The organism is Telluria sp. ZB4P34 (genome assembly GCF_059686055.1).
Map to the genome: position 1 here is coordinate 72119 of NZ_JCASIF010000001.1, position 20303 is coordinate 92421.

The 20303-nt window shown below is 66.3% G+C and carries 18 protein-coding genes; 7 read left to right on the top strand and 11 right to left on the bottom strand.

The genetic code is table 11. The features are described 5' to 3' along the window. Positions 1–8: 8 nt before the first annotated feature. Positions 9–914 carry a translation elongation factor Ts gene (tsf, locus tag AC56KL_RS00330; protein WP_497178169.1) on the bottom strand — a complete coding sequence of 302 codons (906 nt, stop codon included), beginning with the start codon at positions 912–914 and terminating at the stop codon, positions 9–11. A 152-nt stretch (positions 915–1066) separates the two neighbouring features. After that, positions 1067–1819: a 30S ribosomal protein S2 gene (rpsB, locus tag AC56KL_RS00335; protein ID WP_497178170.1), complete on the bottom strand. Its 753-nt coding sequence runs from the start codon at positions 1817–1819 to the stop codon at positions 1067–1069. A gap of 371 nt (positions 1820–2190) precedes the next feature. Here rpsB and map point away from each other — a divergent pair, with 371 nt between their 5' ends. From map to AC56KL_RS00350, 3 genes are read left to right on the top strand one after another with little or no spacing between them, the layout of a single operon-like run. After that, positions 2191–3027: a type I methionyl aminopeptidase gene (gene map, locus AC56KL_RS00340; protein ID WP_497178171.1), complete on the top strand. Its 837-nt coding sequence runs from the start codon at positions 2191–2193 to the stop codon at positions 3025–3027. A 14-nt stretch (positions 3028–3041) separates the two neighbouring features. After that, a complete protein-coding gene (locus AC56KL_RS00345) occupies positions 3042–5624 on the top strand; it encodes a [protein-PII] uridylyltransferase (RefSeq protein WP_497178172.1) in 2583 nt (860 codons plus the stop codon). Positions 5625–5662: 38 nt separating this feature from the next. Continuing rightward, positions 5663–6409 carry a pseudouridine synthase gene (locus AC56KL_RS00350; RefSeq protein ID WP_497178173.1) on the top strand — a complete coding sequence of 249 codons (747 nt, stop codon included), beginning with the start codon at positions 5663–5665 and terminating at the stop codon, positions 6407–6409. A 16-nt stretch (positions 6410–6425) separates the two neighbouring features. Here AC56KL_RS00350 and AC56KL_RS00355 read toward each other — a convergent pair whose 3' ends face one another. Further along, on the bottom strand, positions 6426–6773 hold the full coding sequence (locus tag AC56KL_RS00355) for a GFA family protein (RefSeq protein WP_497178174.1): 348 nt from the start codon (positions 6771–6773) through the stop codon (positions 6426–6428). A 127-nt stretch (positions 6774–6900) separates the two neighbouring features. Here AC56KL_RS00355 and AC56KL_RS00360 point away from each other — a divergent pair, with 127 nt between their 5' ends. Beyond that, entirely contained in the window at positions 6901–7455 is a 555-nt protein-coding gene (locus tag AC56KL_RS00360) for a DUF488 domain-containing protein (protein WP_497178175.1), read from the top strand. Positions 7456–7547: 92 nt separating this feature from the next. Further along, positions 7548–9083: a DUF4214 domain-containing protein gene (locus tag AC56KL_RS00365; protein ID WP_497178176.1), complete on the top strand. Its 1536-nt coding sequence runs from the start codon at positions 7548–7550 to the stop codon at positions 9081–9083. Between the two features lie 36 nt (positions 9084–9119). On the opposite strand, the gene AC56KL_RS00370 is transcribed toward AC56KL_RS00365, so the two are convergent. The 4 genes from AC56KL_RS00370 to AC56KL_RS00385 are packed head-to-tail and all read right to left on the bottom strand — an operon-like array spanning position 9120 to position 12117. After that, on the bottom strand, positions 9120–9860 hold the full coding sequence (locus AC56KL_RS00370) for an amino acid ABC transporter ATP-binding protein (protein ID WP_497178177.1): 741 nt from the start codon (positions 9858–9860) through the stop codon (positions 9120–9122). A 3-nt stretch (positions 9861–9863) separates the two neighbouring features. Beyond that, a complete protein-coding gene (locus tag AC56KL_RS00375) occupies positions 9864–10553 on the bottom strand; it encodes an amino acid ABC transporter permease (RefSeq protein ID WP_497178931.1) in 690 nt (229 codons plus the stop codon). Positions 10554–10581: 28 nt separating this feature from the next. Continuing rightward, positions 10582–11277, bottom strand: a complete 696-nt coding sequence (locus AC56KL_RS00380) for an amino acid ABC transporter permease (protein ID WP_497178178.1) — start codon at positions 11275–11277, stop codon at positions 10582–10584. A 9-nt stretch (positions 11278–11286) separates the two neighbouring features. Further along, positions 11287–12117, bottom strand: coding sequence for an ABC transporter substrate-binding protein (locus AC56KL_RS00385; protein WP_497178179.1), 831 nt, complete (start codon positions 12115–12117; stop codon positions 11287–11289). Between the two features lie 197 nt (positions 12118–12314). Here AC56KL_RS00385 and xth point away from each other — a divergent pair, with 197 nt between their 5' ends. Together xth and AC56KL_RS00395 are read left to right on the top strand one after the other, a co-directional pair. Continuing rightward, the gene (gene xth / locus AC56KL_RS00390) at positions 12315–13106 is read left to right on the top strand and encodes an exodeoxyribonuclease III (protein WP_497178180.1); all 792 of its coding nucleotides are present in this window, start codon (positions 12315–12317) and stop codon (positions 13104–13106) included. 170 nt (positions 13107–13276) lie between these two features. Next, positions 13277–13900 carry a LysE family translocator gene (locus AC56KL_RS00395; protein ID WP_497178181.1) on the top strand — a complete coding sequence of 208 codons (624 nt, stop codon included), beginning with the start codon at positions 13277–13279 and terminating at the stop codon, positions 13898–13900. Here AC56KL_RS00395 and AC56KL_RS00400 read toward each other — a convergent pair. From AC56KL_RS00400 to AC56KL_RS00415, 4 genes are all read right to left on the bottom strand, one after another. Then, the gene (locus AC56KL_RS00400; protein WP_497178182.1) at positions 13877–14977 is read right to left on the bottom strand and encodes a catalase family protein; all 1101 of its coding nucleotides are present in this window, start codon (positions 14975–14977) and stop codon (positions 13877–13879) included. The two genes, AC56KL_RS00395 and AC56KL_RS00400, sit on opposite strands and share 24 nt — an antisense overlap. A 77-nt stretch (positions 14978–15054) precedes the next feature. Then, complete coding sequence (locus tag AC56KL_RS00405) at positions 15055–17478, bottom strand: glycoside hydrolase family 31 protein (protein WP_497178183.1); 2424 nt, start codon at positions 17476–17478, stop codon at positions 15055–15057. Positions 17479–17582: 104 nt separating this feature from the next. After that, positions 17583–19022: a hydroxysqualene dehydroxylase gene (locus tag AC56KL_RS00410; RefSeq protein ID WP_497178184.1), complete on the bottom strand. Its 1440-nt coding sequence runs from the start codon at positions 19020–19022 to the stop codon at positions 17583–17585. Positions 19023–19167: 145 nt separating this feature from the next. Further along, complete coding sequence (locus AC56KL_RS00415) at positions 19168–20169, bottom strand: amidohydrolase family protein (protein ID WP_497178185.1); 1002 nt, start codon at positions 20167–20169, stop codon at positions 19168–19170. Between the last annotated feature and the right edge of the window lie 134 nt (positions 20170–20303).

A 20303-nucleotide genomic window follows, 5' to 3' on the forward strand; every position in this document is an offset into this window, starting at 1 on the left:
TTTGTCGATTACTGCTTGTTGGCAGCCATCTGGGCTGCGACTTCTGCTGCGAAGTCGTCCACCTTCTTCTCGATGCCTTCGCCGACGACATACATGACGAAGCCCTTCACGCTGGCGTTCGAGGCCTTCAGCATCTGCTCGATCGACTGCTTGTCGTTCTTCACGAACGCCTGGTTCAGCAGCGACACTTCCTTCAGGTACTTCTGTACCGAACCGTCGATACGCTTGGCGACGATCTCGGCCGACTGCGGCTGCTTGCCTTCGGCGGCGGCCTTGTCGGCGTCTTCCTGGGCTTTCAGCTGGGCAACCGAACGCTCTTTCTCGATCAGTTCAGCAGGCACTTGCTCTGCCGACAGCGAGACCGGCTTCATCGCGGCGATGTGCATGGCCACGTCCTTGCCGACCTGGTCGTCACCTTCGAACTCGACCATGACGCCGATACGGGCGCCGTGCAGGTACGAAGCCAGCTTGGCGGTGGTGTCGAAGCGCTGGAAGCGGCGAACGCTCATATTCTCGCCGATTTTACCGATCAGTGCCGTACGCACGTCGTCGAAGGTCTTGCCTTCGTGCGGCAGGGCTGCCAGGGCGGCAACGTCGGCCGGGTTGTTCTCGGCGACCAGGCGGGCCGCCAGGTTGGCCATGGCCAGGAAGTCGTCGTTCTTGGCGACGAAGTCGGTTTCGCTGTTGATTTCAACCAGCGCGCCGACGTTGCCGGAGATGTAAGCAGCGACCACGCCTTCAGCGGTGATGCGCGATGCTGCCTTCGATGCCTTGCCACCCAGCTTGACGCGCAGGATCTCTTCGGCACGACCCATGTCGCCTTCGGCTTCGGTCAGTGCCTTCTTGCATTCCATCATTGGCGCGTCGGTCTTCGCGCGCAGTTCACCAACCATCGCTGCAGTAATAGCTGCCATGTTGAATTCTCCCAATTGTTTGATGTAAAACGCGGATGTCCCGTGGACACCCGCATGATATTTTCTTGCCAAGCGTCGTGCTTGAAAAAAGGGGCGCTCGTGCTATGGCTCGGCGCCCCTTCGCTACTCAGGCAGGATCGACCTGCCCGGCATTATGCCTGCTCGGAAACTTCGACGAACTCGTCGGCGCCGGCAGCCTTGACCATTTCAACGACTTCGTTGGTGGCGTTGGCGCGGCCTTCCAGGATCGCATCGGCGACGCCGCGTGCGTACAGGGTGATCGCCTTCGACGAGTCGTCGTTACCCGGGATCACGTGGGTGACGCCTTCCGGCGAGTGGTTGGTATCGACCACGCCGATGACCGGGATGCCCAGCTTGCCGGCTTCGGTGATGGCGCCCTTGTGGTAGCCGACGTCGACGACGAAGATCGCGTCAGGCACGCCGCCCAGGTCCTTGATGCCGCCGATCGACTTCTGCAGCTTGTCCAGTTCGCGCGAGAACATCAGCGCTTCTTTCTTCGACAGCTTCTCGACTTCACCCGATTCGATCTGCGCTTCCATGTCCTTCAGGCGCTTGATCGAGGTCTTGATGGTCTTGAAGTTGGTCAGCATGCCGCCCAGCCAGCGCTGGTCGACGTACGGCACGCCTGCGCGCGCTGCTTCGGCGGCGATGATGTCGCGGGCCTGGCGCTTGGTGCCGACCATCAGGATGGTGCCGCGGTTGGCCGAGATCTGCTTGATGGTCTTCATCGCATCCTGGTACATCGCCATGGTCTTTTCCAGGTTGATGATGTGGATCTTGTTGCGATGACCGAAGATGAACGGCGCCATTTTCGGGTTCCAGAAACGGGTCTGGTGGCCGAAGTGGATACCGGCTTCCAGCATTTCACGCATAGTAACGGACATGTAATTCTCCAGGGTTGGGTCTTGAACGTTGCCAGTCACCTCTCCTGGAGGCACCCTTTTGCGGCGACGTTCGCGATTTCAATTAAAAGATAAATATAACAACATTGCTCGATGCGAATACGAGCAACCCGAGATTCTAGCGGGATTTGGCGTATGTTTCAAGGGTTCTGTAGGGGTAGTCCAGTCCAGTGGACTGGACTACGCTTTGCCGGCCGCGCGTTCAACGACAACATGATTGGACCTTACCGCATTTCTGGCACTGTTTGAACGCGCGGTCGGCGGAGCCGACCACCCTACGGCCATCATCCATCACTTATAATGACGCAATATCGCCCGGCTCCCGGGCCAATTTATTTGCAGGATACGACTCTATGGCCTCCATCCCCAAGACCCCGGAAGAAATCGAAGGCATGCGCGTCGCCTGCCGGCTCGGCTCGGAAGTGCTCGACTACATCACGCCCTTCGTGAAGCCCGGCGTCACCACCGGCGAACTGGACCGCCTGGCCAAAGACTACATGATCAATGTGCAAGGCACCGTGCCGGCCACGCTGAACTACGCCCCGCCGGGCTACCCGCCCTTCCCCGGCTCGATCTGCGCCTCGATCAACGACGTCATCTGCCACGGCATCCCGGGCGATCGCGTGCTCAAGAGCGGCGATGCGCTGAACATCGACATCACCCCGATCACCCAGGAAGGATTCCACGGCGACAACAGCCGCATGTTCCTGGTGGGCGAGCCCACGATCCTGGCCAAGCGCCTGTCGGAGGTCACCTTCGAGTGCATGTGGCTGGGCATCGCCAAGGTCAAGCCGGGCAACCGCCTGGGCGACATCGGCCATGCGATCCAGCAGCACGCCGAGAAGCATGGCTACAGCGTGGTGCGCGAGTTCTGCGGCCACGGCGTGGGCCGCGTGTTCCACGAGGAGCCGCAGGTGCTGCACTACGGGCGCCCGGGCACCGGCGAAGAGCTGGTCCCCGGCATGATCTTCACGATCGAACCAATGATCAACGCCGGCCGCCGCGAGATCCGCGAGATGCCGGACGGCTGGACCATCAAGACCAAGGACCGCAGCCTGTCGGCGCAGTGGGAGCACACCGTGCTCGTCACCGAGACCGGCGTCGACGTGCTGACCATGTCGGCCGGCAGCCCGCCGCCGCCCGCCATCGTGCTGCCGCTGCTGACCCAGGGCGCCGCCGTCCCCGCCTGAACGGAGAGATCGACATGGGCCAGCCCGCGCTTCTCGACAGCTCGCGCGCCAGCTTGCGCGGGCGGCTCAAGGCCGAGCGCCAAGCCCTGATCGACGCCTTCCACCAGGACGGCAAGCCGGAGAAGCTGCTGCGCGGCCTGCGCACCTGCGTGGACGGCGTCCTGCTTGAGGCCTGGCGCGCGGCCGGGCTGCCGGCCAGCACGGCGCTGGTGGGGGTGGGCGGCTACGGCCGCGGCGAACTCTTCCCCTATTCCGACGTCGACCTCCTGATCCTGCTCGGGCAGCCGGCCGACGCCATCACCCAGGCGAAACTGGAAGGGCTGGTGCAGCTGTTCTGGGACCTGGGCCTGGAGATCGGACACAGCATCCGCACCGTGGACGAATGCCTGGTCGAATCCGGCGCCGACATCACCGTGCAAACCAGCCTGCTGGAAGCGCGGCTGGTCAGCGGCGACGCCCAGCTCTTCGACGAACTGCGCCGGCGCCACCGCGCCGCCCTCGACCCGCAAGCCTTTTTCCAGGCCAAGACCGCCGAGATGCGGCTGCGCCACGCCAAGTACGAGTACACGGCCTTCGCGCTCGAGCCGAACGTCAAGGAAAGCCCGGGCGCGCTGCGCGACCTGCAGGTGATCCTGTGGGTGGCCAAGGCCGCCGGCCTGGCCGGGTCGTGGAGCCAGATGGCGCGCGCCAAGCTGATCACCCGGGCCGAGGCGCGCCAGCTGATGGAGAAGGAATACGCGTTCAAGGACATCCGCGTGCGCCTGCACCTGCATGCGAACCGGCGCGAAGACCGCCTGGTGTTCGACGTCCAGACCGCGATCGCCAGGACCTTCGGGCTGGAAAACGTCGACGGGCGCCGCGCCAGCGAATTCCTGATGCAGCGCTACTACTGGGCGGCCAAGGTGGTCACCCAGATGAACACCATCATGCTGCAGAATATCGAGGCCCAGCTGTTCCCGCGTCCGGCGGCATCCAGCCCGATCGGCGGCGACTTCAATGAGCATTTCAACGAAGTCAACGGCTTCATCGACATCGCGCAGGACGATAGCTTCGAGCGCTTCCCGTCGACCGTGCTGGGCGTGTTCGTGGCGATGACCGAGCGGCCCGACATCAAGGGAATGACCGCACGCAGCATCCGCGCGCTCTGGCATGCGCGCCACGTCATCGACGAGGCGTTTCGCGCCGACCCGGTCAACCGCGCCCTGTTCCTGCGCATCCTGAAAGCGCCGAGCGGCCTGGTGCACGCGCTGCGGCGCATGAACGACATGGGCGTCCTGGGGCGCTACCTGCCGGCCTTCCGCAGCATCATCGGCCAGATGCAGCACGACCTGTTCCACGTCTACACGGTGGACCAGCACATCATGATGGTAGTGCGCAACCTGCGCCGTTTCACGATGCCGGAACACGCCCACGAATACCCTTTCGGCAGCCAGCTGATCGCGAATTTCCGCGATCGCTGGCTGCTGTATGTCGCGGCCCTGTTCCATGACATCGCCAAGGGCCGCGGCGGCGACCACTCCGAGCTGGGCATGCAGGACGCCCAGGATTTCTGCCGCAGCCACGGCTTATCAAGCGAGGACACCGAACTGGTCGTATTCCTGGTGCAGCAGCACCTGAGCATGTCGACGGTGGCGCAGAAACAGGACCTGTCGGACCCGGACGTGGTCCAGGCCTTTGCCGCACAGGTGAAGGACGAGCGCCACCTGACCGCGTTGTACCTGCTCACCGTGGCCGACATCCGCGGCACCAGCCCGAAGGTGTGGAACGCCTGGAAGGCCAAGCTGCTGGAAGACCTGTACAAGGTAACCCTGCGCGTGCTGGGCGGCGAGCCGCACAGCGCCGACCGCGAACTGCGCGCGCGCCAGAAGGAAGCGCTGGCCACGCTGCGCCTGTACGGCCTGAGCGCCACGGCGCACGAGGCGCTGTGGCAGCAGCTCGACGTCGCCTACTTCCTGCGCCACGACGCCTCGGACATCGCGTGGCAGACGCGCGCCCTGCACGACAAGACCGACAGCCCGCGCCCGGTGGTCAAGGCGCGCCTGGCGCCGATCGGCGAAGGCCTGCAGGTGGCGGTGTACGTGCAGGACCAGCCAGACCTGTTCGCGCGCATCTGCGGCTTCTTCGAACGCAAGAACTTCAGCATCCTCGACGCCAAGATCCACACCACGCGCCACGGTTACGCACTCGACTCCTTCCTCGTCACCGAGGAAAACTTCGCCGGCAGCTACCGCGACATCATCAGCCTGATCGAGCACGACCTGGGCCTCCAGCTGGCCTCGCAGGAAGCCCTGCCGCCGCCCACGCACGGGCGCCTGTCGCGCCTGTCGCGGACCTTCCCGGTGACCCCGACCGTCGAGCTCAGGCCGGACGAGCGCGGCCAGTTCTACGTGCTGTCGGTGGCGGCCAACGACCGCCCCGGCCTGTTGTATGCGGTCGCCAACGTGCTCACGCGCTACCGCATCAACCTGCACACCGCTAAGATCATGACCCTGGGCGAACGCGTCGAGGACGTGTTCCTGATCGACGGCGCTGCCCTCGGCAATCCACGCACCCAGCTGCAGCTCGAGACCGACCTGCTGGATGCGCTCAAGATCTGAAGCCGAGATCCAACCTCTTCTACCCTGATTGTTTTCCGATGACCGAACCTGTCCGCCTCTCCAAACGCATGTCCGAACTTGGCCTGTCCTCGCGCCGCGAAGCCGACGACTGGATCGCCAAAGGCTGGGTGCGCGTGGATGGCAAGGTCGTCTCGGAGCTGGGCAGCAAGGTGCTGCCGCACCAGAAGATCACCGTCGAGCGCCAGGCCGCCGCCGAGCAGTCCAAGCGCGTCACGGTCCTGGTCAACAAGCCGGTAGGCTACGTCAGCGGCCAGGCCGAGGACGGCTACCAGCCGGCCGTCGTCCTGGTCAAGCCGGAGAACCGCTGGCCTGACGACCCCTCGCCGGAACAGTTCCACCCGACCCAGCTGCGCAGCCTGGTGCCGGCGGGGCGCCTCGACATCGATTCGGTGGGTTTGCTGGTGCTGACCCAGGACGGCCGCATCGCCAAGCAGCTGATCGGCGAACGCACGGACATCGAGAAGGAATACCTGGTGCGCGTGCAGTACACCAGGCCTGGCACCTTGCCCGAGGCGGACCTGCGCAAGCTCAACCACGGCCTGTGGATGGACGGCAAGCCGCTGCTGCCGGCCAAGGTGCGCTGGCAGAACGAGGATCAGCTCAGCTTTACGCTGAAGGAAGGCCGCAAGCGCCAGATCCGCCGCATGTGCGACATGGTGGGCCTGAAGGTGATCGGCCTGAAGCGCGTGCGCATCGGCAAGGTGAAACTGGGCGACCTGCCGCAGGGGCAGTGGCGCTACCTGCGGCCGGACGAGCAGTTCTGAAAACGGGGGCCGGCGCTCAGCTTCCCCGGCCGTTATAGTGGTGCACGGGAATGCTGTCGAGATCCACATTCTCCAGGCAGCGCAGGTTCACCGCCGCCATCGCGTTGCCCTTCGAGTCGATGCCTTCTCCGTAGGGATGGATGCCGCAAGTTGGGCAGAAGCGGTGCTTGATCACGTGCTTGTTGAAGGTGTAGGTACTGGCCGCATCCTCCGGCGTCTTCAGGCGCAGCCCCTCGCGCGGGATGAACCACAGCAGCGAACCCCTTCTCCTGCAGATCGAGCAGTTGCAGGCCAGCGCCCCGTCGATTTCCCCTTCCGCCTCGAATGCCACTGCGCCGCAGTGGCAGCTTCCCTCGTAGATCATCCCTGTCTCCTCCATCGTGGTTGACTGAAACAGCGCTACCCTACCATACCTGGGCGCCCATCCATGCGCCGCCGCCGCCCCTGCTGCGCGACAATGGCCCCATCAGCAACGACGACGCGAGAACAACATGGAACCGGTCTACACGATCGGCCACTCGAACCGGCCGATCGAAGAATTCCTGGACCTGCTGCGCGAGCACGGCATCGAACGGGTGCTCGATATCAGGACCGTCCCCAAGTCGCGCCACAACCCGCAGTTCGCGCAAGACCAACTGCCGGCATCGCTGGCGCAGGCCGGCATCGGCTATGCGTACATCCGCGAGCTGGGCGGCCTGCGCAAGCCGCACAAGGACACGCCCAACGGCGCCTGGCGCAACGCGTCCTTCCGCGGCTATGCCGACCACATGCAGACCGGCGAATTCAACGCGCACGTCGACGAGGTGGCGCAGATGGCGGCCGGGCTGCGCTGCGCCCTGATGTGCGCGGAGGCGGTGCCGTGGCGCTGCCACCGCTCTATGGTGGCGGACGCGCTGGCGGTGCGCGGCGTACCGGTCGAACACATCATCAACAAGGGTAAACCGAGGCCGCACACGCTCACGCCCTTCGCGCGGGTCGACGGGACGCGGATCCTCTATCCGCCAGAGACCCCCGACGCCCTGCCCGAGGACAAGGAGATTACATAGTTCTACATATCCGTACAAATTCACCATTGCAGCTGCCGAAACACGACACCTAGAATCGTCCAGTCCATCAAACACATTCCAGGCGGCCCGTCATGACATCGGTACCAGGCGTTCTGAACATCCAGGGTGGCGGCACCCTGCTCCGCAGCACCTACGCTTATGAAGAACGCGCCCTTGTCGCGGTCTGGACCGGTATCAAGGCCGAGGACCTGCGCGGCGTAACCTACGAATGGAAGATCGGCGACCGGATCGTCAACACCGGCACGGTCAACAGCTACACGCCGGACGACGCCGACATCGGCAAGCAAATCTCGGTGACAGCCGTCTTCCCCGTCAGCGGGAGCGAACCTGTCGGCAAGATCGCCGCCAGCAACACCAAGCTTGTGGCCGGCATCAACGACCAGCCCACCGGCGTGCTGTTCTTCACCACCGAAGCCGCAGGCGGCGACACCAAATATGTGGCGATCGACGGGATCCGGGACGAAGACGGCCGCGGCCCGATGAGTTACCAGTGGTTCGTGGGCGACAAGCCGATCGCCGGCGCATTCGGCAGCGAGTTCATCCTCGAAGCGCGCTTCGCGGGCCAGCCGGTCAGGCTGCATGGCAGCTATACCGACGCAAGCGGGCGCCTGACAACGGTCGTCAGCGGCGACCGCCCGATCCCCCTCGACATGCCCGGCAAGGCCGGCATCATCGGCAGCGTCACCCCGAACGCGGTGCTGCGCGCGGAGGTCAGCGATCCGAACGGCATCGAGACCATCCACTACGCATGGGAGGTGATGGGCCGGAACGGGGCATGGACCACCGTGCCGGGCGCCACCGGTCCCACCCTGACGCTGGGTGCCGACGCGCCTGCCGCGGTGCGCCTGTTCGTCGACTATGCGGACGCCAGCGCCGATCACCAGTTCGGCATCGCCAACAAGGTCGTCGTGCTCGGCACGGATAGCGCGCAGACCATCGCCGCCGGGGGCTACGGCGAAGAGATTTTCGCCGCGGGCGGGAACGATATCATCCGCCACGCAATCGGCGGCAACCGCATCGACGGCGGCGCGGGGCGCGATACCTATGTGATCGGCCAGGACCTCTACCTGCTGTCTCACACGACGGGCAAGCCGCACGAATGGAACGTGATGACCATGGACGGCACCAGTCCGAACGTGGACGTCCTGATCGATGTCGAGCGCCTCGGCTACCTCGACGCGCAGCGGGTCGAGCGTTATATCGCCCTGGACGTCGACGGCAATGCCGGCCAGGCCTACCGCCTGTACAAGGCGTCCCTGGACCGCACGCCCGACCAGACCGGCATCGGTTTCTGGATCCACCAGCTCGACGCAGGTGCCAGCCTGAAGGCCGTCGCCGACGCGTTTGTCGCGTCCGCCGAGTTCCGCAGCCTGTACGGCGCCGCGCCCTCGCATGCCGACATCGTCGCGAAGTTCTACACGAACATCCTGGACCGCACGCCGGATGCGGCCGGCGCCGCGTTCTGGACCCAGGCCCTCGACAGCGGTGCGGCCGAGGTTTCCGACGTGCTGCTGGCTTTCAGCGAGAGCAGCGAACACGTGGCCTCGCTGGTCGGCACGTTACAGCACGGGATTGCCTACCTGCCCTGGTTGATCGTGACCGACTGACCAGGCCTCGCGGCCCGCCACGCACGGGGCCAACGCTCAGTCGCGCCGGCGGTCGGCCAGGAATTGCTGCGCGCGCGGGTGCTGCGGGTTGGTAAAGAATTCTTCGGGCGTGGCGCGCTCGAGGATGCGCCCTTCGCTCATGAACAGGATCCGGTCGGCCACCTCGCGCGCAAACCCCATCTCGTGGGTCACGCAGACCATGGTCATGCCCTGCTGCGCCAGCGAACGCATCACTCCGAGCACCTCGCCCACCATTTCCGGGTCGAGCGCGCTGGTCGGCTCGTCGAACAGCATCACCGGCGGACGCATCGCCAGGCTGCGCGCGATCGCCACGCGCTGCTGCTGTCCGCCCGAAAGCGCGTTCGGAAAGGCATCCGCCTTGTGCGCCAGCCCCACCTGTTCGAGCAAGCCCATCGCAAATTCGCGGGCCTCCTTCGGCGTGGCGCGCTTCAGGCTCACCGGGGCCAAGGTGCAGTTTTCCAGCGCCGTGAGATGCGGGAACAGATTGAAATGCTGGAATACGAAGCCGATGCCCGCGCGCAAGGCGTTGACGTCCGTACCCTTGGCGTGGACCTCAACGCCATCGATGCTGATGCGGCCGCCGTCGATCTCTTCCAACCGGTTGAGGGTACGGATCAGCGTCGACTTGCCGGAGCCGGAAGGCCCGCAGACGACCACCACTTCATTCTTTTCCACGCGCTCGCTGACATCGACCAGCGCGTGATACCTGCTCGCCCCCTGGCCGTACCACTTGTTGACTCCTTCGAGAACGATCATCGTTCACCTCCCTGCAGATTGGGTTCCCGTGCGCCGCTCCAGCCGGAAGGCCAGCCGGGACAGGCCGAAGCACAGGATGAAATAACTCAGCGCCAGGATCAGGTAGACCTCGACCGCCTGGGTGAACACCAGGGTGTTCACCTGGGTCGCGATGAACGAGACTTCCGACAGGCCGATGATGTAGCCCAGCGAGGTCGCCTTGATGGTCGAGACCAGCTGGCTGACGATCGAGGGCAGGCCATGGCGCAACGTCTGCGGCAGCACCACCAGGCGCAGCGCCTGCGGATAGGACAGGCCGAGCGAGCGTGCGCTCTCCAGCTGGCCCTTGGGCAGCGCGCGCAGGCCCGCCGCCACGATCTCGGCAAGGTAGATGCCGTCGAACAGCACCAGCACCATCAGCATGGTGGTCGCCTGCCCGGTCTTGACGCCGGTGACGGCCGGCAGGAAGAAGTAGACCCAGAACACCACCAGCAGCAGCGGCACGGCGCGCACCAGCTGCACCAGGGTGGCGACCGGCCAGCGGATGGCGCGCCGGCTGCTCACGCGCGCCACGCCCAGCAACAGGCCGAGCGGCATTGCCAGCAGCAGCGCCCCAAACGACAGCAGCACGGTCAGCGCCAGGCCGCCCAGCGGGCCCTCCGGGTACTGGCCGACAAGGAAATACAGCCAGTAGGTATCGATGAGTTCGAGGATCGAATGGAGCATGGTCGGTCGCCTCCGTTTACGCCGGGCGGACCGGATAGCGCCGCTGGAACAGCCAGGCGGCCAGGGAGATCAGGAGCGATACCGTCAGGTAGGCCAGGGTCGCGAAGCTGAAGGCTTCCACGCTGCGAAAGCTGCTGGTCTCCACACGCGCGGCCTGGTACATCAGTTCGGCGGCGCCGATCACGGTGGCCACGCTGGTGTCCTTCCATAGATTGACGGTCTGCGACAGCAGCGGCGGAGTCGCCGCACGCAGGGCCTGCGGCAGCAACACCAGGCGCACGCTGGCGAAGCGGCCGAGACCGAGCGAGCGCGCGGCCTCCAGCTGGCTTGCCGGCACGGCGCGAATGCCGCTGCGGATGTCTTCGGCCATGTGCACGCCGCTGTACAGCGCCAGTGCGATCACGGCGCACACGGCTTCCGGGTTGTTTGCGTACAGGAGTTCGCGTGCGCCCTCGGGCAGCAGTTCGGGAAACGCGAAGTACCAGAACAGCAGGTGCGCCAGCAGCGGCACATTGCGGATGCCTTCCACGATGGTGGCGCCGACGCCGCGCAGCGGTCCAAAGCCGGAGCTGCGCATCAGGGCGAGCAGTGCGCCGAAAGGCAGGGCGACGACGAAACTGGCCGCCGTCAGCTGGAGCGACAGGATGAGTCCCTGCACCAGCCAGTCATGGTACTGGCCGGATTGCAGGATACCGGGATCGAAGAACTGCAAAGCCCAGACTCAGATCTTGTCGGTGCTGATCTTGAATGTGCGCCTGGCGATGTTGGCGCGGGTACCCGGGCCGTACCACTTGTTGAACAGCTTCTCGGCCTCGCCGCTCGCTTCCAGGCCGCGCAGGGTCTCGTCGACCACCGCCTTCAGGGTCTTCTCGCCCTTGCGCAGGCCGAGGGCGATCGACTCGATGCCGATGCTGGTCGGCAGGATCGCGAAGCCTTTCGCGGCCGGTCCCAGCTTGCCGTAGTCGGCCAGCAGCGAGGATTCGTCGTTCACGTAAGCGATGCCCTTGCCCTGGCGCAGGGCCTGGAAAGCCTGCTGGGTGTTCTCGAAGGTCACGACTTCGGCGCTCGGTACGGCCTTGCGGATGTTCGATTCCTGGGTCCCGCCGCGCACGGTGACGACCTTCTTGCCGGCCAGCTGCGGCAGCGCGGTGACGCCGCTACCGGTGCGCACCATCACCTTCGAACCGGTGACGAAGTGGGTCAGCGCGAAGTCCACCTGCGACTCGCGTTCCTTGTTGTGGGTGAGCGTGGCGGCCAGCACGTCGACCCGGCCCTGCTGCAGCTCGGGGATGCGGCTCGAGACCGACATTTGCTTGAACACGGGCTTGACCCCGATCTTCCTGGCCACTGCGGTGGCGATGTCGATCTCGTAGCCCACCAGCTGGCGGGTCTTCGGATCGATGAAGCTGTTCGGCTCGTCGGTGCCCAGCACGCCGAACACGATCTCGCCTTTCTTCCTGATGTCCGCGAGCTGGTCGGCCTGCGCGGCGTTGGCGAGCACGCTGGCGGCCAGGGCGAGCGTGCCGATGAGGATGTGACGGCGGGTAAACATGTTCTTCTCCAGACTGCAACAATGCGATCGCCGCAGTATACGGCATGGTCTTGCATGGCCGAACGATCAATTAGCCATAAGAAAATGTGTTCTCGACTATAAGCGCTAAGAAATTCTTACGCCACCTCCCGTACCGGACCCCGGCCGGGCACCCATGCTAAAGTAGCAAGCAACTCACGGACCCACACGGAGACAGGATGCTGGTCGTTACCTACAACGTCAATGGAATCGGCGCCCGCCTCGGCGCCCTGCTGGAATACCTCGAGGAACGCAAGCCGGACGTCGTCTGCCTGCAGGAGCTGAAGGCCCCGCAGGAGAAATTCCCGGAGGCGGCGATCCTGGATGCCGGCTACCACGCGATCTGGCATGGCCAGAAGAGCTGGAACGGCGTCGCCATCCTCACCCGCGACGGCCCGGCGCAGGAGCTGCAGCGCGGCCTGCCGGGCGACCCGCTTGATGAACAGAGCCGCTACATCGAGGCGGCCTACCAGGGCATCCTCGTCTGCGGCCTGTACCTGCCGAACGGGAACCCCGCGCCCGGCCCGAAGTTCGACTACAAACTGGCCTGGTTCGAGCGCCTGATCGCACGCGGCGCCGAGCTGATGGCGGCGCAGGTCCCGGTCCTCATGTGCGGCGACTTCAACGTGATGCCGACCGAACTCGACGCGTACAAGCCAGAGCGCTGGGTCAACGACGCGCTGTTCCGGCCCGAATCGCGCGCCGCCTTCGAGCGCCTCATGGCGCAGGGCTGGACCGACTCGCTGCGCACCATGTATCCGGACCAGGTCATCTACACCTTCTGGGATTACTTCCGCGATGCCTTCGGGCGCGACGCGGGCATTCGCATCGACCACCTGCTGCTCAGTCCAGCCCTGGCGCCGGCCCTGCGCGCCGCCGGCGTCGACAAATTCCAGCGCGCGAAGGAGAAGCCGAGCGACCACGCGCCGACCTGGGTCGAGCTGGACATGGGAGCGGTGGTCACGGCGTAGAGTGGTCGGCTTGCGACGGGGGCGCCTAGCCCGCGCGTTCGACTGTCGCACGCGTCGTTGGATCGCATGCCGGAGCTGGACGCGCGGTCGGCGGAGCCGGCCACCCTACGAAACCCTTCTTATGCCATGCCTTGCGTTAAGATGTTGCCCTGCCAACGACCCGCACTGCCATGCTCACGCCCGAACAATTCCTCGGCTTCCTCACCGCCGCCATCCTGATCACCCTCTCGCCCGGCCCCGACAACATGATGGTGCTGGGCGTGGGCATCGCCAAGGGCCGGGCGCGCGGCATTGCCTTCGGCCTCGGCTGCGCACTGGGCTGCCTGAACCACACCCTGCTGGCCGCGATCGGCGTCAGCGCCCTCATCGCCGCGTCGCCGGCGGCGTTCACGGCGCTCAAGCTTGCGGGCGGCCTGTACCTGATCTGGATGGGCATTGGCGCGCTGCGCAGCCGCGGCGGCGCGCAAGTGGCCGGCAGTGTGCCGGACGAGTCGGCGCGCCAGCTGTTCCTCAAGGGCCTGTTGGCCAATGCCATCAATCCCAAGGTGGTGCTGTTCTTCCTGACCTTCCTGCCGCAGTTCGTGGTCGCCTCGCGTGGCGATGCGAACTGGCAGATAGCCTGGCTTGGCCTCACCTTCACGCTGCAGGCGGCGTTGCTGTTCGGCCTGCTCGGATATTTTTCCGGCACGATCGGCCAGTGGCTGAACCGCACGCCGCGCGCAGGGATGTGGCTCGACCGGCTGGCCGGCGCGATCTTCGTGGGCCTGGGGCTAAGGCTGATCGTCGCCCGTTGAACGCGCCGCGGCCGGCTCATGGATCGGACAGCGGTTCAGGCGCGATCGCAGCTCCCGCGACACGGCCATGACCTGGCGCCGCGCGCGGTTGATGCCCCCGAGCGGCCGGTGCGCCGCCACGCAGTTCCACGGATCGAAGGCGATCGCGTCCTCGAGCCGAGGCGACGCGGCCGCATCCCAGCTGGGCTGGGGCGCGACCTTCAGGCGCGCCACCGGCACGTAGGGGCTGAGCGCTTCCGGCCATTCGGCCGCTGCGTCTTCGATCGGCATCCGTTCCAGGTCCGTGCACAGCTGCACGCGCAGCTCCCATTCGCCGCCCTCCTGCGCGAAGTGCGCCGCCAGCGCCGCGCGTTGGGCGTCGTCGCCATTGTCGAGCGGGGCGCCGGCCAACGCCAATAGCGAAGGCGACACGGGCGCCAGTGCGAACTTGGCCATGTACGGGCCGTACAGGAAGGGTGTCTGGGTGTAGTAGGTTTCGCCGAGCGGGTGGCGCTGGGGTTCGCCGCCGATACCCTTGAGCTTGACGCTCATGCCGCCCAGCGCCTCGATTGCCCCTTCCACCGTACGCATCACGGCCGAGAAGGCCTTCTTGCCGGCCTCGAAGCGATCGGTGCTGGCCGCCAGCAGCGGCGTGGCCGGCAGCAGGCGCTGCGGATCGGCAAGCGCGAAGGCGGGCGCGTTCACCATCAGGAAGTCCTGCGAGCGGCCGGGGCGCGACGCGTCCAGCCGTTCGCCCGGCACGCCCAGCACCTTGAACGCGACCGCACGCGGGGTCGAGATGCCGTCCGGGAGCGGCTCGACGGGCGGCGACGACCAGCGCAGCAGGACTTCGTAGCTGCCGGGAGCGGCGAACAGGCCCTGGGCGAAGCAGGTCTCCAGGCCGCCGGACACTTCAAGGCTGCCGCGCAGGATGGCATGGCCCTTGGCATGCACGGCGCGGTAGGCATGGCCCCGCTTCTGCGCCACCTCGCTGACCGTGCCGGCGAAGGCGTTCTGGAGCGTCTCGATAGCGTCGGTTTCGTCCTTGCGGACCACCTCGAACGAGGCCTGATACGGGATGGGAGCAAAACCGGCCATTGGGGCCTCCATTGATCGAAGGCCCCAATCTAGCGCGTTTCGCAAGGGGCCGCCGTACGCCAGCGGCCCCCGGCGGCTTACATCGTGATCGCCACCGTGCTCGATGGCTGCCTGCGCGCCGCCACCGGCACTTCGAGCAGTTTCTGCCTGCCGTTCCAGCTGAATTGCGCGGCGCGGCCGTCGATCGTCACGGCGCGCGGCTGACGCTGCAGGTTGTGCACCTTCAGCGCGAAGCCGCGTTCGGCCGGCGCTTGCGCCCTGCCGGTTTCGGTCTGCAGGCGCACCTCGAGCCTGCCACCGTCGCCGTTGGCAGCGAACTTGCTGGCGAAGCGCACGATCTCGTACTTGCCCTTCGCGTAGGCATCCGGGGTTTCGCCGTCGTCATCGTACATCTTGCCTTCGCCGCTGCTGACTGTGGCGTCATGGTAGTAGTGCAGGTCGATCTGGCGCGTCGCGTAGTCGCGCGTGGTCTGCACCACCTTCGCCATCGGGATGAACGCGCCGGCGCGCACGTACACCGGAATGCTTGCCTCGACCGGTTTTACTACCTCATTGATGCCGCCGTGGTGCTTCTCGCCCGTGTGGAAGTCGAACCAGATGCTGTCCTTGACCGGGAAGTGCACTTCCTGGCGGGTCGCACCAGGCTCCACTACCGGGGACACCAGCAGGTCGCGGCCCCACAGGTAAGTCGTGGCCAGGGTGGTCGCCCCGTCGTCCTCGAACAGCACCGGCCGCATCAGCGGCATGCCGGTCTGGCTGTTGTCGAAGGCCATCGTGTAGTTATACGGCAGCATGGCGTAGCGCAGCCACACCGCTTCGCGCGCCAGCACCTTGGTGCGCTCGGAGCGGAACACCGGTTCCGGCGCCACGTCGTCCTGGGCGTGCGGGCGGAACACCGGCTGGAACACGCCGTATTGCAGCCAGCGCACGTACAGCTCGTCGTCCAGCACCGGGCCGGCGAAACCGCCCAGGTCCGAGTGCATGTAGGCCAGGCCCTGCATGCCCATCTGGAGCGAGATCTCCACCTGCGACTGCAAACCGCCCCAGCCGCGGCTGACGTCGCCCGACCAGGGAATCATGCCGAAGCGCTGCGAACCCGAGTAACCGGCCCGCATCAGGATGAACGGGCGTTCGTTCGGGAAATCCTTGCGGTAGCCTTCCGCGATCAGGCGCGCCCAGTCGTGGCCGTAGATGTTGTGAACCTGGTCGGCGCCGCGCTTGGCGCCGTCCGGACCATGCTGCACCCAGGCCGGATGCACCTCCGGCTCGCCCAGGTCGCCCCACCAGCCGGCCACGCCGCCCTTCTTGAGGTCCTTGTAGATGTTCCAGAACCAGTCGCGGCCTTCTGGACGGTAGAGGTCGATGATGCCGGTGTTACCGAAATAGAAGTCGTAGGTGGCAGGCTTGCCCGCCGCGTCGGTCGCGAGCGCCTTCTGCTGCACCGCTTCCTGCCAGCGCGTCGATGTCGTCAGCACGAAGGGCTCGGTGATGACGATGGTCTTCACGCCCTTCTTGCGGAAGTCGGCCATCATCTGTTCGGCATGCGGGAAGCTGTCGCGGTCCCAGGCCAGATTGCCCATGGTGTCCTTGACCGTCTTGCCGAACCAGAACAGGTCGAGCACCACGGCGTCGAGCGGAATTTTCTCCTCGGCGAACTTGTCGACCACGGCGCGGGTCTGCGCCTCGGTCTTGTAGCCGAAGCGGCTGGCGAAGTTGCCGAAGGCCCAGCGCGGGGGCAGCGGCTGGCGGCCGGTCAGGCCCGTATAGTTCGCCATCACGTCGGCCCAGCTGTCGCCAGCCACCACCTGGTAGGTCTTGGGGCCCCCGATCACTTCGTAGCGCAGGCTGCCGTCCTTGCTGCTGTCGAAGTCGAGGTAGCCGACTTGCGGGTTGTCGAAGTGGATTGCGTACTTCTTCGACGACAGCGCCACCGGAATCGTGTAATTCAACAACTGGGACGTCTTGCCGTAGCCGTAGTCGGCGCGGTTGTAGAGGCGGAAGCGGTTGCCGCGGCGGTTCATGCCTACCGCGCGCGCACCGGCGCCGTACAGCGCCTCGCCTTCGTCCAGCGCGAATTCGATGCTCTCGTGACTGCTGCTGCGGGCATAACCGCCCTTCTCCGCCACCAGCGGCTTGCCCTTGTAGAGGTAGCTGATCCGGAACGGCTGCCTGTCGACCACCACCGTGATGCCCGGGGTGGCGAATTCGATGCGCCTGCCCTCTTCCTTCAGCGTCGTCGCCACGTCGCCCGGGGCCAGCACCACGGCGTGCGAAGCCGGCTCGTGCTGCTGGCCGTTCGGGATGAAGGTGGTTTCGACGACCTGCGCCGAATACGGCTTGATCAGGTAGCGGCCATCGCTGGTGCGCAACTCCAGCGTGTTCTGGTTACGGGTGACTCCCTGCAGCTGGCGGTCGGCGTTCTGGGCAAGGGCAAGCGGGCTGAAGGCGGGGGCGGCCGTGAACAGGCACAGCACCAGCCGGGCGATCGTCGTTTTGGTCATGGTCTCGATTGTCAATGGGACAAGCGAGAGCATGACAGAATTCCGGCCGTGGAAAAAGTGCTATGTAATAAAGTTACATAAAATCTTCGGCGCCGGAGGCAAACTTACGGGATCGTCCGGCCGGGGACGGTCATGCGCGCCATGCCAGCCAGGTCGTCGTACATGCGGGCGTCGATCGCCAGCCGGGCGCGCACGCCGCGTTCGGCCAGCACGGCTTCGGCCGCCATGAAGCCGGACTTGGCCGCCCCTTCCATCGTACAGGGCATGTGGGTGCGGATCCAGTCTCCGGCCAGGGTCAGGCCCGGCAGCGGCGAGCGCGCGGGCGGACGCATGCTCTCGAAGCCGACTGTCGGGCAAGGAATCGCCATCGGTATCCGGTGCACGTCGGCGTGCACCAGCCGCGCGCGGGCTGCGCGCGGCGCCATCTCGGCCAGTTCTGCTACGGTGCGGCGCACGATCTCGGCGTCGCTCAGGTGGTGGGCCCGGTGGCTGTAGATGATATTGCTGGCGATGACCGTCGGGCGGCCGGGCCAGCCTTTGCGAATCTGCGACAGGTCATAGAAGTCGTAGTTCAGCCGGCCAGGGGACCAGAGGTGGGTGGCGAAGCGTTCGGCCTTGATGTCGCGGTCGAACCAGAGGTAGCAGCAGATATACGGGCTCGGCTCGAAGCGCGGCAACACGTCGAAGGGTGCTCTGGCGCGCCAGGCGGCCGGCAGCACCGAGGCCAGGTCCTGCGGCGGCAGCGCGGACACGACATGGCGCGCGGCGATCCCGCTGCCGTCCGACAGCACGACCCCGTCGACACGCTCACGGCCTGCCAGGTAAGCCACGCCCCTGCCCTTGAGCACTCGGCCACCGGCCCGCTCGATCACGCGCACGGCCTGCCGGGTATACAACTCTCCCAGCCCGACCCTGGCGAAGCCGAAATGCAGGCCGCGGTAGCCGCTCAGTTGAGCATGGATGCGCATCAAGGAAGCCGCCGACACGCGCTCGAGCGGTACATTGGTGACCACCATCGAGGCGAAGCGCCACCACCAGTCGATCATGGCCTCGCTGATGCCCTGCGAGCGGAAGAAGTCGAGGCCCGAGATGCGGTCGAGCTCCGCCACCCGTTCCTCGCCGAAGCGCATGCCGCGCCAGCCGGTCGGCGCCATCGAAAGGTAGTCGTGCATGTTCAGCCCCGGCGCGCCGAGGATGCTCGGCATGAGGCTGAGGGGCGCCGGCAGCGGCCAATGGCGCAGGACGGTGGGCCTGGGCTTGCTGGCGATCGTGAGGACCTTGCCGGGCTGCCAGCAGATCAGGTCCTTGCTGCCGAGGCGATCGAGCAGCGCCAGCATGTTGTGGTATTCGGAATGGAAGATGTGCGGCCCGATGTCGACCACGTCGCCCGTCACCGGCTCGCGCCAGCAGCGCGCCCGTCCGCCCAGCCCGTCGGCGCGTTCGACCACCGTCACGGCGATGCCGTGATCCGCCAGCGCGACCGCGCATGCCAGCCCTGCCAGCCCACCCCCGAGTATCGCAACTTCCGTCGTCGTCCGCGTCATCCTCGCCACCCCCTCGCCGTCCATGTGTTGGGCCAGTGTAGGCAAGCGAGCGCGGCCTTCGGTTAGCGCGCGCACATAGCGGCGCTGAAACCCGCAGCAGGCGGGTGCCGTCTCGGGACAATCCCGGGAAGGGGGTCAGCGCAGCTCAGCGCAAATAAGGCATTACGTTGTTCGCCACGCGCGCCGTCTCGGCCTCGGTGAGCGGCAGGCTGCGGAAGGCGGTCCAGGCCTCGCGCGGACGGATTGCCGCGCCGATCGCGGCGTCGGAACCGTAGAGCACCCGCTCCATGCCGACCTGGCGCAGCCGGCGCACCAGCCGGCGCGCATCGGGCGCCGACAGGCCGGGCCGCGCAAAGGCCGTCACGTCCACCCACACGTGGCGCACACGTGGATCGCGGCGCGCCGCCGCATCGGCCAGCACGGCCAGCGCTGCCAGCTGCGGCGCGGCGTCGGATGCACCGGCATAGTCCACCTGCACCGGCACGTCGGGCGCGTGCGGCAGCAGCTGCTCGACCAGCAAACGCGCCTCGCGCGTGCCGGTTTCGTGCAACTGCAGCACGATCGCCATGCCGCGTGCATTGGCCGAGCGGAACACACGGCGCAGGCGCTCCAGCTGTTCCGGGTCGTCCGCACCGATGCCACCGCTGGAGGGCTGCAGCCGGATGCCGCGTCCGAACCCCGGGCTGGCCGCGCAGCGGGCCAGTTCGGCCAGCGCATAGTCCCTCAGCGGGTCGACGCTGCACAGGGCCACCAGGCGCTCGGGGTATTCCGCGGCCTGGCGCGCGGCCCAGTCGTTCTCGGCGCGCACCCGCACGTATTCGCGTACGTGTTCGCGCACGTGTTCGCGCACGTGTTCCGTGGCTTCCGCGTGCTCGTCCTCGCGCGCGCGCTCCGGCTGTCCGTAGGCGTAGGCCACCGACAGCAGCGCGGCGCGTTCGATGCCGGCCGCGTCGAGCTGCGGGATCAGGTCGCGCGCCGACACTGGCCGCAGCACCGCCGCCGAAGACAGGAAGGCCGCCGCCGCGGGGCTATAGACGAGCTGGTGATGGTCCGCCACCGGCGCCCTGAGCGCGGGCACGGTCGGCGTGGCCGGGGCGGCCGACGCTGCGCCCAGGATGGCCCAGAGCAGGAGGGGAAGACGCTTCATGCATACACCTCGATCGTAGTGGGCCGCGCACGCCTGCGTCCGGCCAAAGCGCCATGTTATCTCACTGACACCAAGCACTGTCAAGATTGCATCTTGCATGCTGCTCGCGTAGCATCGCCCCGGTTCACCGCACG